This window comes from Streptomyces sp. NPDC046197 (genome assembly GCF_040646295.1).
Taxonomy (GTDB): Bacteria; Actinomycetota; Actinomycetes; order Streptomycetales; family Streptomycetaceae; genus Streptomyces.
Genome location: NZ_JBEYZY010000018.1, coordinates 1 through 12984, shown reverse-complemented (window position 1 = coordinate 12984; position 12984 = coordinate 1). Strand labels below are relative to the sequence as shown.

Sequence of the window (12984 nt, the reverse complement as noted above, 5' to 3'; positions counted from 1 at the left end):
CCGCAGCGGACGGGCCTCGTTGCTCCGCGCCGCGGGTCAGGGGCGGCCGCGGAGACGAGGTTGCCCAACTGGCTCACGTTGGTCGGTGACTTGCCCTGCGGCAGTCCGGCCGTGGCGAGCGTCTCTCCGCACGGGTCACCATGACCGAGCACCACTCGCCACGCGGCAGTCCGGCGACGAACCGGCGGACCGCCGCGCATGCCCGACGCGGCGGCGGGTACGCCCCCTCCATTACGGGGGAGTCGTGGAAGCGGCCGAGGAACGTGGGGTGTCGGAAGTGATTCGAAAGCTGCAGGCGGTCGCGCTGGACTGCGCCGATCCGGTACGGCTCGCGGAGTTCTACGCGGATCTGCTCGGCGGCCAGGTGGTCGCGGACCCGGAGGATCCCGACTGGGTCGAGGTGCACGGGTTCGAGGGAACTCCGCTGGCCTGCCAGCGGGTGGACGGCTACCGACCGCCCCAATGGCCCGGCCAGCAGTCGCCGCAGCAGCTCCACCTGGACTTCGACGTGGACGACCTCGATGAGGAGGAGAAACGGGCGCTCTCCCTCGGTGCGACCGTGCTGGAGCGGACGGACCAGCTCCGCCCGGAGGCCAACTGGCGGATCTACGCGGACCCGGCCGGCCATCCGTTCTGCCTCTGCCTCCACTGAGTCAACCGGTGACCGGCAAAGTCACCACCCGGCCCAAGATCAAGTGCAGCTCGGGAACGACCGCAGGCAGTCCCTCTTTGGAGCCGCCGGCGGGTGCCGACGTAGAATGGACCGTACCTTCGGCACCGGAGCTGGGAGGCTCCGATCATGCACGACGGGGAGTCGGACGAACGGCGTTTGTCGGCCGTCGAGGAATCCTCCGGCGACCGTTCGGGTGCTCACAGCCTCGCGGGCTTCGACACGCTTGGCGACTATGTGCTGTGCGAGCTACTCGGCGAGGGCGGTATGGGACAGGTCTACCGGGCGTACGACCTGAGCCAGGACCGAGAGGTCGCACTCAAGATCCTTTCCCCTCAGCTGCGGCTCGACAAGAAGTTCCACCAGCGCTTCCAGCGTGAGTCGCGGATCGTGGCGCGGCTGAACGAGCCGCACATCATCCCCATCCACCGCTACGGCGAGATCGAGGGCCGTCTCTACCTCGACATGCGGTTGGTCGAGGGTGAGGATCTGCGCAGCAGGCTGCGCGACCGCGGCCCGCTGACACCGGGGGAGGCGACGGACGTCCTCGCACAGGTTGCCGACGCACTCGACGCCGCCCACGAGGCCAATGTGATGCACCGGGACGTGAAGCCGTCGAATATCCTGCTCAGCCAGGCACACAGCGGCGCTCCCTTCGTCTATCTGGCCGATTTCGGCATCGCCCGCTCCGGTGGCGGTACCACCCTCACCGCGCCCACCCAGGCGGTCGGAACCGCGGAGTACATGGCCCCGGAGCGCTTCCTGGGCGCCGGCACGGACACGCGTATCGATGTCTACTCGCTCGCCTGTGTGCTGTACGAGTGCCTGACTGGTCGTACCCCATTCCCCGGGCACGAGTTCGCAGCCCAGTGCCATGCCCATATCGAGCTTCCGCCTCCTCGTGTCACGGAGGCTGTCCCCGGGCTCCCGGCGGAGTTGGACGACATCATCGCCAAGGGCATGGCCAAGCAGCCCGAGGAGCGTTATCCAACGGCAGGCGAGCTCATACGGCACCTGCGACGCGTGACGGAGGCGACGACGACCGCCCGGGGGCACGGCACCGGCGTGGGCATCGACTCCGGACCGGGCGCCCCGGCCGGGGAACGCGCCTCGCCCCCGCAGGACACCCCGCCCGCGGCACACACGCCGCCCCCGCGCACGACGGGGGCCACCCAGTTCGCGCCGGACCAGGCACACCGGCGCAGCACGGTTCCGGACCGCGACACCGGGTCGCAGTGCGGCACGGGCGCACAAAACGGAACGGATCGCGAACGCCCGGATGACGGCGAGCCGCCGGCACGCCGGTTGCTGAAAGTGCTGCGCCGGTTCCTGACGCCGCTGCTCAGCCGCAAGGCGCTCCTGATCATTGCCATAGGCGTCGTGGTGCTGGGGGCCGGACTGGCAGCGTTCGGCCTGCGGTCCTCGCACGCGCCCGCGGCGCCGCCGACGGCTCCCCGGACACCCTCGGCCAACCCGACACCGGGGACAGGTACGTTGTCGGCGCTGTTCACCACGGCGCTCCCGACGGCGGACGACACCGATGAGACGCTCAACCCGGCCGAGCAGCAGCTGGTGCGGTCCTCGCACTTCGTCGGTGACTGCCACCCGATGCAGAGCGTGGAGAACGGTGCGGTCCGCGCCGCCGTGCACTGCTCGGTGCGCAACAGCGGCTCGTCCGGTGGGCCGACCGTGGTGAACCTGTACAAGTTCGACAGCTCCGACACCCTGGACCAGGTCATCGGTGCGCGGACCGCGCGGGTCGCAAAGGGCTCCTGCACGAGCGCCCGGCCGGTGGCGCAGAACTGGCCGACCGGCAGCGCGGCCGCCTCCGGGACGTTGTACTGCTTCACCGACCGAGGCGCCCCGGCGGTGGCCTGGTCCGATGACCGCCAGGGGAAGGTCACCCTCGGCGTCGTCAGCGGCTCCCGGATGCAGGCGCTGTATCAGTGGTGGTCGGGCAACCGCTGAGCGTCCGGTGCCGCGGGCGCCGAGCAGTGATCAGCTCGTCGGGACCGACAGCAACGGCTGCCCCGTGTCCGTTTCGACGTTGAAGCGGGCGATCATGTCCACGCTCCTCGAGAACGCGCCGGGGATCGGGACGCTGTCGGTGCCGTTGCCCGCGAGCCACGTCGCGGCGACATCCTGGCTGCCCTCCAGGCCCACGGCCACCAGCTTGCAGTGCATTCCGGCGGAGATCCCGGAGACCTTGAGCCGTACTTCACTGCCCCAGGGCACGGGGGCGGTGGCCACCGTGGCGCTCACGCCGGAGGCCTGGTCGGTCGCGCTGAAGGACCGGGTGCCCGCCGCGCCGATGCGGGACGCGGTGCCGGAGGACGACAAGCGTGACGTCACCACCCAGGTGACCAGGGCAACGAGCACTACCAGAGCGAGCACGGCGGCATACCGCCGCAGCCGCTCGCCGCGCCGCTGGTCACGGACCCGCCGAAGCATCTCGTCGAGCTCGGTCCGGCCGGGCTGGGCCTCGCCGGCTTCACCGGGCGCGGCCTGCCCGGGGCCCTCGCGCCTGACCGACGCCGTGCCGCCGGGCCCGGCCGTCTCGGGGGTGGCGGGCCTCGAGATCACGTCCGTCTCAGGGGCGGCGGGCTCCGAGGTCACGTCCGTCTCGCTGATGCTGTCGAGCAGCGGGACGAGCGCGGCCAGTACATCGCGTTCCGACCGGCAGTCGGCACAGGTCGCGAGGTGGGCGGCGATCGCCCGTTCATCGTCCGGCGCCAGCTTCTGAAGCACGTATGCGCCCAGTGAGAGCCGGGCGGGGTCGAACCCCGAGGTTCGTGTGCGCCTTTCGTCGGCCCGGTCGGCGTCGGCCGGCTCGACCGGCCCCCCGGCCGCTTCCACGCCCACAGCCGTCGTACCGTCCGCGGCCTCTGGACCGACACCCCCAAGTCCCCGCTCGGACAGCCCAGCGCGCAGCTTCTTGAGCGCGTGATAGAGACGGGCCTTCACCGTGCCTACGGGAACGCCGAGCAACTCAGCGGTCTCGGCCAGGCTCCTGTCGCGGTAGTGAGTCTCCAGGAGTACGGCGCGATGGGTGGGGACGAGGGCACGCACGGCCTCGGCCACCTGCCGGGCCTGCGTGGACCGGCCGCGCTCCTGGGCCGGGGTGACCTGCTCGGTGGCTGGATGGGCGGGCCGCTCCGGGCGGGCCGCCGAACCGGTGTCAGCGGCCAGCCCGTGCAGGACCGAGCGCAGCCACTCACGGGCGGATTCGCGCTTCGGGTCGAAGGCCTCGGGGTTGCGCCACGCCCGCAGGAACGCGTCCTGCACCAGCGCCTCCGCCTGCTGCCGATCCCCCGAGGTGAGACGCATGGCGTCATTCAGCAGCGGCTCGTGGTGCTCGGTGTACATGGTCAGCAGCAGCTCCTCGTCAGGGCCGGGACCGCTGCGATCACCGTTCACGATGGTCCCGCCATCCGTGCGAGAGGACCTCTACGGCTTCGGCCGCTCGGCCCCGCCGCTTGAGCACCATCCATGACATGAGGCGATCATCTCCCGAATGAACCGTTTTGTTACGTTATGTTGCGTATGAAATGTGACTCTACGCAATGGACCCATTGCTGTCCGTCCGTGTGTCCGCGGGGGCGGCTCTCCCGCAACGCGGAGCGACGGACGGCCCACCCACACGACACCGAGGAGACAGCGTGCAAAGACCGCTCTACGCCGCCGTGGCTTTCGCGGCCATGGCGTCAACCGCGGCGCCCGGTGCCCCTGTCGCACAACCGGGTGGCGTCCAGCGGTACCAGGCCGTCCTGGACCCGGTTCCCACGAACCGGGTCAATGGATCGGGTCTGGCCAACCTGCAGCTCAGCGGGACCCAGGCTCAGGTCACGGTCGCGACCGCCGGCCTCGTGAACAGCTGGCACGCCCTGCACATCCACATCCACGGCCAGGGCAGATGCCCCGATGCCTCGATGGCGAGGCAGCACAACCACCAAACGGCGATCAGCGCCACCGACGGCGCCCCCGCCTACGGTGAGATCATGACATCGCTGACGGTGAGCGGGGACACCAGCCCAGCCCGGGCGTTCGCTTCGGACCGCTTCCCCTCGGGAAGCAATCTCGCCTACGGAAGAACGGTGACACTCGACCGGGACACCGTGGAGGCGCTGGAGTACGGCACGGCGGTCCTCGTCGTCCATGGCATCGACTACGACGGCCACGGCCAGTACGACGACGCCCTCGGGCCCAGCGAGGACAACGCCACGCAGACGCAGGACGCCACCGCCCCGGCGCTGTGCGGAACCCTCCGAGCGCTCGCCGCCTCCGCACCCCCTGCGACCTCGCCCAGCGCCGCGACCACCGCCTCCGAGAGCGGCGGATACGCGAAGGGGTCGGGCACGAGCACGGGTACCAGCACGATCGAGATCGTCTCGCTCGTCGTGGCGTCGGCGGCTTTCGCAGGGGCCCTCATCGCCGCCTTCTACAGCCGAGCCGTCGCGAAGCGCCTCGAACGCTGAATCCGCGCCGAGCGCCCGTCGGCCACGGACCGGTCCGCCCACGCGGGCTCACGACGCCGGGCCTCCCGGAGATCCACAACAGGGCCCGCATCCGCTCTGCCTGCCGAGGTGCACGTCAACGCCATCGGTGCCTTCCGCCCCACCATGCGCGAACTGCCGGACGAACCGCTGGCCGACAGCACGGTGGTCGTCGACGAACTCGGCGCCCCCTCGAGGAGTCGGGCGAGATCATTCATGCCCTGCGGGCCGGCGCCATCACCCGGAACGACCTCACCGAACTCGGCACCGCCCTGACCTCCGTCCCCGCAGACCACGGCAAGCGAACGGTGTTCAGGAGCGTAGGCGTGGCCATGCAGGACTGGGCCATCGCACGACTGCCGGCCGACAAGTTTCTCTGCTGATCCCTCGCGCCGCTCGGTTCCGGGAGGACCGGCGCGTACGGCCGCGTGCCCCGGGCAGGCACCCCGGAACCAAGGCGCTCAAGGCCGTCAGGGGACCTCCGGGCCGCGGTATTCGCTCATCGCGTCGATGAGCCAGCGGGCCAGGTAGTCGGCGAACGAGGACCGTGGGAGGAGCCGGTACGTCGGCGCGTCGTCGACCTGCCAGAGCAGTACGGGGACGGGGCCCACCGTGGTCGACACCGCCCGGCCGGGCTTGAAGACACGGGGATGCAGGTCCAGCGGGCAGCCCTTCTCCAGCACCTGCCGGGCGGCCGGGCCGCTCAGCTCCAGCGTGGTGCGGTTCGCCGAGACGTCCACGACCGAGCCCGGGTCTCCTGCGAGTGCCTCTCGCAACTCGGCGGCCATGGCGCCCTCTTCGGCATGGGAGAGCACGAGCCACTCGTCGGGGCCGAGCCAGGCGACCGTGTGGGCGCCGGAAGCGGTGGTGTGGCCGCACTCCTGCGGCAGCGGCGTACGGAGGGTCTTCTCGATGCGGTCGGCCGCTTCGGAAGCCGGGTCGACACGAAGATTCACCATGGTGACGAACGGCCACTCGGCCAGTGCCACGCCGCGGGCGCCGGTGACGGTCGCGGCGCGCATCCGCTCCTCCAGATGTGCCAGGGGGCTGGTGCGCAGTGCCGCCGGGCCCGCGCCCGTGTCGATCGTCCGCTCAGCCATCTCGCTTGGTCCCTTCGGGGTCGTAGAGGACGGGGTCGGTCACCTGGACGAAGACCAGGTCCTCGCCCACCGGGGCGAGCAGGGTCTGGCCGATCCTCGCCCGCCCGTCGGCGACGAGGGCGAGGCCGAAGGGGCGGCCCAGGGCCGGGCTGTGGTAGCTGGAGGTGACGTGGCCGAGCATCGGCACCGGCCCGGCCTCAGGGGTGACGGGCACGTCCGGAGCGATGAGCTGGGTGCCCTCGGGCAGCCGGGTCGTGCGATCGTTCGGGAGCAGGCCGACCAGCTGCTTGCGGTCGGTGCGGGAGGTGTCGGCGCGGGAGTGGGACCGCTTTCCGACGAAGTCCTTCTGCTTCGAGACCACCCAGGACATTCCGGCGTCCTGCGGGGTGACGGTGCCGTCGGTGTCCTGGCCGACGATGATGTAGCCCTTCTCGGCCCGCAGGACGTGCATGGTCTCGGTGCCGTACGGGGTGATGCCGTACGGCTTCCCGGCCTCGTGCACCTGCTCCCAGACGGCCAGGCCGTACCAAGAGGAGACGTTGATCTCGTAGGCGAGTTCGCCGGAGAAGGAGATCCGGCAGATCCGGGCCGGAATGCCGGAGGCCAGGGCGGTCTCGCGGAAGGCCATGAAGGGGAACGCCTCGGCGGACAGGTCGACGTCGGGCGCGAGCTGCGCCACGACCTGACGCGACTGCGGGCCGACGACGGCGATCGTCGACCACTGCTCGGTCACCGAGGTGCAGTGGACGTCGAGTTCGGGCCACTCGGTCTGCAGCCACTCCTCCAGCCAGTCCAGGACTCCGGCGGCGCCGCCGGTCGTGGTGGTCATGAAGTAGCGGTTGTCGTCGAGGCGCAGGGTCACGCCGTCGTCGAAGATCATGCCGTCGGGCTTGCACATCACGCCATAGCGGGCGAGGCCGGGCTTGAGCTTCTTGAAGGCGTTGGTGTAGATGCGGTTGAGGAACTCGCCCGCGTCCGCTCCCCAGATTTCGATCTTGCCGAGAGTGGAGGCGTCCATGAACGCCACGCCTTCACGGGCCGCGCGGCACTCGCGGGCCACGGCCGAGTCCATGTCCTCACCGGGCTGCGGGTAGTACCAGGGGCGCTTCCACTGTCCGACGTCCTCGAACACCGCCCCGTGCGCCACGTGCCGGCTGTGGATGGAGGTCGTGCGCTCGGGGTCGAACAGCTCGCCGCGCTCGCGTCCGGCGAGGGCGGCGAACGCGACCGGCGTGTACGGCGCGCGGTAGGCCGTGGTACCGATCTCTCCGGGTGACGCGCCCCCGCCGAGAGCCTCGGCGATCACGCCGATCGCGTTGACGCCCGAGGTCTTGCCCTGGTCGTTCGCCGTGCCGAGCGAGGTGTAGCGCTTGACGTGCTCGACGCCGCGCATGCCGGCGCCGGTGGCCCGCCAGACGTCGGCGACCGTGACATCGCGCTGCAGGTCGACGAAGTGTGTGTCCCAGCTTCCGGGCTCGCCTTCGGCGCCGGGTACCAGCCACAGTGCACGCATCGGGGCGCCCCCGGAGCGCGCATCGTCGGGCGACGGCACGGGCACCGGGAATCCGGCGTCCGTCGCGGCCCGGGCACCGGCCCGCGCCCCTTCGACCAGACAGCCGTCGAGGTCGTACGTTCCTCGGGCCGCTCCGATGACCTGCTGGTCCCGCACGGTGCCGTCGGGGACGAAGGCGACCAGGGTCTCGTCCCAGCGCAGCCGGCCCTGGCGCTGGCTGTGCAGGTGCACCACCGGGCTCCAACCGCCCGAGACGGCGAGCAGGTCGCAGACGAACGACTCCGGATCGCCGGTGAGTTGGTCGCGGTCGTCGAGGGCCTGGACGATCACGCCGGTGATCCGGCCGCCGCCCGTGGTGTCGACCACCGCACTGCCCGTCAGCACCCGCACACCGGTCGCGTCGGCGACCTCGGCGGCCCGGCGGGACAGTTCGGGGCGCGCGTCCACGACGGCGGCGATGTCGATCCCGGCGGCGTGGAGGTCGGCGACCGTGTCGTAGGCGCTGTCGTTGGTCGTGCTGACCACGGCCCGCGAACCGGGAGCCACGGCGTACCGGTTGAGGTACGAGCGCACGGCCCCGGCGAGCATCACCCCGGGGCGGTCGTTGCCGGCGAAGACCAGCGGGCGCTCGTGCGCGCCGGTCGCCAGGACCACCTGGCGGGCCCGGATGTGCCACAGCCGCTGGCGGGAGACGCCCCCGGACGGGTCGGGGGCGTCGGTTCCGAGGTGGTCGGTGCGCCGCTGCAGGGCCAGCACGTAGTTGTCGTCGTACGACCCGAACGCCGTGGTGCGCTGCAGGACGACGACCTCGGGTGCGGCGTCGAGTGCCGCGCGCACTTCGGTGACCCACTCGAGGGCGGTCTGCGAGCCGGCCCTCCGGGTGCGGCCGGAGAGCAGGGAACCGCCGGGCTCGGGCTGGTCGTCGACGAGGATCACACGGGCGCCGGATCCGGCGGCAGCGGCGGCGGCCGCGAGTCCGGCCGGTCCGGCGCCGACGACCAGGACGTCGGTGTGCACGTACTTCTTGTCGTAGACGGCGGGGTCGGGGGCGGGGTCGAGCCGGCCCATGCCGGACAGCGTGGTGGCGGACAGGCCGTCGTACAGCTCCACCGTGGTCGCCGGAAGCATGCCCTCCGAGCACGGGCCCTCGATCTGCAGCAGGGCGCCCGGCTCCTCGACGCCTGCGGAGACGATGCCGCGTGAGCGGCCGCGGTAGAGCGACGGAGCGACCTCGGCGAGCCCGTTCGCCAGCATCGCCGAGGCGACGGTGTCTCCGGGGTGGCCGGTCATCTCCCGCCCGTCGACGGTGAACCGCAGCACGGTGCCGCGGTCGATGCGGCCCCCTTGCCGGAGCCGGAATCGCTGGTCGGTCATCGGTTTCCTCCGGCCTGGGGCAGTTCCGGGCGCGGCTCGTCGAGCCGGTAGGCGGCGAGCACTTCGTAGGTGACGGTGTCGCGCAGCACGTTGAACCAGCGGCGGCAGCCGATGCTGTGCATCCACCGCTCGGCGAAGGGGCCCTTGGGGTTGTCGCGGTAGAAGACGTACTCGGCCCACTGCTCGTCGGAGAGTTCCGCGGGGTTCTCGGGGTAGGGGACGTGGGCCTGTCCCCCGTAGTGGTACTCGGTCTCGTCCCGGGGACCGCACCATGGGCAGGTGATCAGAAGCACCGTGTCCTCCTCAGTGGGCCACGGCTGCGGCGCCGTGCTCGTCGATCAACGCGCCCGTCGCGAACCGTTCGAGGGCGAAGGAGGCGTTCAGCGGATGCGGTTCGCCCGTGGCGATGGTGTGGGCGAAGGTCCAGCCGGCGGCCGGGGTGGCCTTGAAGCCGCCGGTGCCCCAGCCGCAGTTGACGTAGAGGTTCTCGACCGGAGTGGTGCCGATGATCGGGGAGGCGTCCGGGGTGACGTCGACGATGCCGCCCCAGGTCCGTAGCACGTGCGCGCGGGCGAAGATGGGGAACAGCTCCACGGCGGCGGCCATCTGCTGCTCGATCATGTGGAAGGAGCCGCGCTGCCCATAGCCGTTGTAGGCGTCGACGCCCGCGCCCATCACCAGTTCGCCCTTGTGCGCCTGGGAGACGTAGACGTGTACGTGGTTCGACATCACCACGGTGGGATGCACCGGCTCGTGCAGCTCGGAGACCAGCGCCTGGAGCGGATGGGACTGCACCGGCAGCCGGAAGCCGGCCAGCCGCGCGAGCACGCTGCTGTGCCCGGCGGCCGCGAGGCCGATCCGGCCGGCGAGGATACGGCCGCGGCTGGTCTCGACGCCCACGACCCGGTCCCCGTCCTTGAGGAAACCGGTGACCTCGCAGCCCTGGATCAGGTCCACGCCCATCTCGTCGGCACGGCGGGCCAGGGCCCAGGCGACGTGGTCGTGCTTGGCGATGCCGGCCCGCGGCTGGAAGGTGGCGCCGAGGACCGGATACCGCGTGCGGGGCGAGACGTTGAGAATGGGGCAGACCTTGGCGACCTCGTCCGGCTCCAGCCACTCGGCGTCCACTCCGTTGAGGCGGTTGGCGTTGACGCGGCGCACGCCCTCACGCACGTCCTGAAGGGTGTGCGCGAGGTTGAGGACGCCGCGCTGGCTGAACAGGAAGTCGTAGTCCAGCTCCTCCGGGAGGCGTTCCCACAGCTTGAGGGCGTGTTCGTAGATCGCCGCGCTCTCGTCCCAGAGGTAGTTCGAGCGGATGATCGTGGTGTTGCGGGCCATGTTGCCGCCGGCCAGCCAGCCCTTTTCGAGGACGGCGATACTGGTGATGCCGTGGTTCTTGGCGAGGTAGTAGGCGGTGGCCAGGCCGTGGCCTCCTGCGCCGACGACGACGACGTCGTACGAGGAGCGCGGCTCCGGGTTGCGCCAGAGGAAGTCCGGATGCTCCGGCAGCGGCTCGGCGGTCATGCCGCGTCTCCGTTCAGGCGGGGGTAGAGGGGGAACGCGCCGGCGAGCTTCTCGACCCGGTCACGCAGCAGGCCCGCGCGCTCGTCGCCGAGCCGCTCCTCCTTCAGGGCCTCGGCGATGATGTCGGCGACCTCCCGGAACTCCTCCGCGCCGAAGCCTCGGGTGGCCAGGGCCGGGGTTCCGATCCGCAGTCCCGAGGAGACCATCGGCGGGCGCGGGTCGAACGGCACCGCGTTGCGGTTGACGGTGATGCCGATGTGGTGCAGCCGGTCCTCGGCCTGCTGCCCGTCGAGCACGGAGTTGCGCAGGTCGACGAGGACCAGGTGGACCTCGGTGCCGCCGGTCAGCACCGTGATCCCGGCCTCGGCCACGTCGTCGGCCAGCAGGCGGCCGGCGAGCACGCGGGCGCCGTCCAGGGTGCGCTGCTGGCGCTCCTTGAACTCCTCGCTCGCCGCCACTTTGAAGGCCACTGCCTTCGCCGCGATGACGTGCTCCAGCGGGCCGCCCTGCTGCCCCGGGAAGACAGCGGAGTTGATCTTCTTGGCCAGGCCGGCGCGGCTGAGGATCACACCGCCGCGCGGCCCGCCGAGGGTCTTGTGCGTGGTGGTCGTGACGACGTCGGCGTACGGCACCGGGCTCGGGTGCAGGCCCGCGGCCACCAGCCCGGCGAAGTGCGCCATGTCCACCATCAGGTAGGCGCCCACCGCGTCGGCGATCCGCCGGAACGCTGCGAAGTCGAGCTGTCGGGGGTAGGCCGACCAGCCGGCGACGATCATCTTGGGCCGGTGGGCCAGGGCGAGCTGTTCGACCTCGTCCATGTCGATGCGCATGTCGGACTCGCGCACGTGGTACGGCACCACGTTGTACAGCTTGCCGGAGTAGTTGATGCGCATGCCGTGGGTGAGGTGCCCGCCGTGCGCCAGGTCGAGGCCGAGGATCGTGTCGCCGGGCTGGAGCAGCGCGAACATCGCGGCCGCGTTGGCCTGGGCACCCGAGTGCGGCTGCACGTTCGCGGCCTCGGCGCCGAACAGGTCCTTCACCCGGGCGATGGCCAACTGCTCGATGACATCGACGTGTTCGCAGCCGCCGTAGTACCGGCGGCCCGGGTAGCCCTCGGCGTACTTGTTCGTGAGCACGGAGCCCTGGGCCTCCATGACGGCGGCCGGGGCGAAGTTCTCCGAGGCGATCATTTCGAGGGTCGACTGCTGACGGCGAAGCTCGGCGTTCACCGCGGCGGCGACTTCCGGGTCGAGCTCGCCGAGCGGGAGGGAGAGTCGGGAGGTGACCGTGGTGATCGACGGGGTCGTTGCCATCTGCACACCATCCTGAGGGACGACTACTGCACAACTGATATATTAGCCTCTCCGGTAAGGTATGGGAGCGCGCCGGACAGGTCAAGGGGGCCTCATGCAGCAGGTGGCGACCGAGCCCAGGGGCGAGGAGCTGTCCCTCGCCGAGCGCGCCTACCGCGCCATCCGTGACCGGCTCGTCATGCTCGAGATCCGGCCGGGCGCGCCGATCAACGAGGACCAGTTGGCACAGTCCCTCGGTGTGGGGCGGACGCCGGTGCGTGAGGCCCTCAAGCGGCTCCAGTACGAGCGCCTGATCACGACCTATCCCCGGCGCGGCACCTTCGCCACCGAGGTCAACATCACCGACCTGGCCCATATCTCCGAGGTGCGTCAGGAACTCGAGCCCCTGGCCGCCGCCCGGGCCGCGCGGCGCGCCACGGCCGCGGACCGGGCGACCCTGACGACCCTGCGGCAGGAACTGGAGAGCGCGGACTCCCCTCGGTACGACGCTGCCGAGCTGTTGCACCTGGACCTCCAGGTCCACCGCGCCATCTACGCCGCCACGCACAACCCGTATCTGGACGACACCCTCGTCCGGTACGACAACCTGGCCACCCGTATCTGGTGCCTGTTCATCGACCGTCTGTCCGACATGGCCGGCCACGTCGGAGAACACGGACCGTTGATCGAGGCGATCGTGGCCGGTGAACCCGACACGGCGGCACGACTCGCCCGCAGTCACGTCGAGGGCTTCGAGCGAGCCATTCGCGCCGCCATCTGAGACGGCGCTGACGGCGCCGTGAGGCTGTGGGGCACCTCCGCCCGTCCGGGCCCGCTCCCGGCAGGCCGGGCGGTGACCACACCGGCAGACGTTGATTGACGTGTCCTTGACTGCTCCCGCCAACTCTGCTCGCACCGTGCAGGGCTAGTGCCCCGGCAGGCAACGTTCGCCCCGTCGCGACGCCCGGCACGCACTCTCGCCGCACCGGCCGAAAGCCCAAGTACGTCCAGTACGAGG

The 12984-nt window shown here is 71.0% G+C and carries 10 protein-coding genes; 4 read left to right on the top strand and 6 right to left on the bottom strand.

What is annotated here, in order from left to right:
• Window positions 1-277 precede the first annotated feature (277 nt).
• Both AB0A61_RS24300 and AB0A61_RS24295 read left to right on the top strand, forming a co-directional pair.
• The gene (locus AB0A61_RS24300; protein ID WP_361296243.1) at window positions 278-652 is read left to right on the top strand and encodes a VOC family protein; all 375 of its coding nucleotides are present in this window, start codon (window positions 278-280) and stop codon (window positions 650-652) included.
• 147 nt (window positions 653-799) lie between these two features.
• Window positions 800-2638, top strand: a complete 1839-nt coding sequence (locus tag AB0A61_RS24295) for a serine/threonine-protein kinase (RefSeq protein ID WP_361295848.1) — start codon at window positions 800-802, stop codon at window positions 2636-2638.
• 30 nt (window positions 2639-2668) lie between these two features.
• On the opposite strand, the gene AB0A61_RS24290 is transcribed toward AB0A61_RS24295, so the two are convergent.
• Window positions 2669-4087, bottom strand: coding sequence for a sigma-70 family RNA polymerase sigma factor (locus AB0A61_RS24290; RefSeq protein ID WP_361295846.1), 1419 nt, complete (start codon window positions 4085-4087; stop codon window positions 2669-2671).
• Between the two features lie 242 nt (window positions 4088-4329).
• Between AB0A61_RS24290 and AB0A61_RS24285 the strand changes: the two genes are divergently transcribed.
• Window positions 4330-5145, top strand: a complete 816-nt coding sequence (locus AB0A61_RS24285; RefSeq protein ID WP_361295844.1) for a hypothetical protein — start codon at window positions 4330-4332, stop codon at window positions 5143-5145.
• A gap of 488 nt (window positions 5146-5633) precedes the next feature.
• On the opposite strand, the gene AB0A61_RS24280 is transcribed toward AB0A61_RS24285, so the two are convergent.
• Genes AB0A61_RS24280 through glyA form a run of 5 tightly spaced genes read right to left on the bottom strand, consistent with a single transcriptional unit; the run spans window position 5634 to window position 11987 of the window.
• The gene (locus tag AB0A61_RS24280; protein WP_361295841.1) at window positions 5634-6263 is read right to left on the bottom strand and encodes a sarcosine oxidase subunit gamma family protein; all 630 of its coding nucleotides are present in this window, start codon (window positions 6261-6263) and stop codon (window positions 5634-5636) included.
• Window positions 6256-9150 carry a sarcosine oxidase subunit alpha family protein gene (locus AB0A61_RS24275; RefSeq protein WP_361295838.1) on the bottom strand — a complete coding sequence of 965 codons (2895 nt, stop codon included), beginning with the start codon at window positions 9148-9150 and terminating at the stop codon, window positions 6256-6258. The genes AB0A61_RS24280 and AB0A61_RS24275 overlap by 8 nt, the downstream gene beginning before the upstream one ends.
• Window positions 9147-9443: a sarcosine oxidase subunit delta gene (locus AB0A61_RS24270; protein WP_361295835.1), complete on the bottom strand. Its 297-nt coding sequence runs from the start codon at window positions 9441-9443 to the stop codon at window positions 9147-9149. The genes AB0A61_RS24275 and AB0A61_RS24270 overlap by 4 nt, the downstream gene beginning before the upstream one ends.
• Before the next feature lie 10 nt (window positions 9444-9453).
• A complete protein-coding gene (locus AB0A61_RS24265) occupies window positions 9454-10674 on the bottom strand; it encodes a sarcosine oxidase subunit beta family protein (RefSeq protein ID WP_361295832.1) in 1221 nt (406 codons plus the stop codon).
• Window positions 10671-11987, bottom strand: coding sequence for a serine hydroxymethyltransferase (glyA, locus tag AB0A61_RS24260; protein ID WP_361295829.1), 1317 nt, complete (start codon window positions 11985-11987; stop codon window positions 10671-10673). The genes AB0A61_RS24265 and glyA overlap by 4 nt, the downstream gene beginning before the upstream one ends.
• Window positions 11988-12081: 94 nt before the next feature.
• On the opposite strand from glyA, the gene AB0A61_RS24255 reads away from it, so the two are divergent.
• Window positions 12082-12747, top strand: a complete 666-nt coding sequence (locus AB0A61_RS24255; protein ID WP_361295826.1) for a GntR family transcriptional regulator — start codon at window positions 12082-12084, stop codon at window positions 12745-12747.
• Window positions 12748-12984 lie beyond the last annotated feature (237 nt).

Bases quoted from the DNA above. Each gene is read 5' to 3' on its own strand.
- AB0A61_RS24255 (WP_361295826.1), top strand. From the start codon at position 12,082: ATGCAGCAGGTGGCGACCGAGCCCAGGGGCGAGGAGCTGTCCCTCGCC.
- AB0A61_RS24280 (WP_361295841.1), bottom strand. From the start codon at position 6,263: ATGGCTGAGCGGACGATCGACACGGGCGCGGGCCCGGCGGCACTGCGC.
- glyA (WP_361295829.1), bottom strand. From the start codon at position 11,987: ATGGCAACGACCCCGTCGATCACCACGGTCACCTCCCGACTCTCCCTC.
- AB0A61_RS24265 (WP_361295832.1), bottom strand. From the start codon at position 10,674: ATGACCGCCGAGCCGCTGCCGGAGCATCCGGACTTCCTCTGGCGCAAC.
- AB0A61_RS24295 (WP_361295848.1), top strand. From the start codon at position 800: ATGCACGACGGGGAGTCGGACGAACGGCGTTTGTCGGCCGTCGAGGAA.
- AB0A61_RS24275 (WP_361295838.1), bottom strand. From the start codon at position 9,150: ATGACCGACCAGCGATTCCGGCTCCGGCAAGGGGGCCGCATCGACCGC.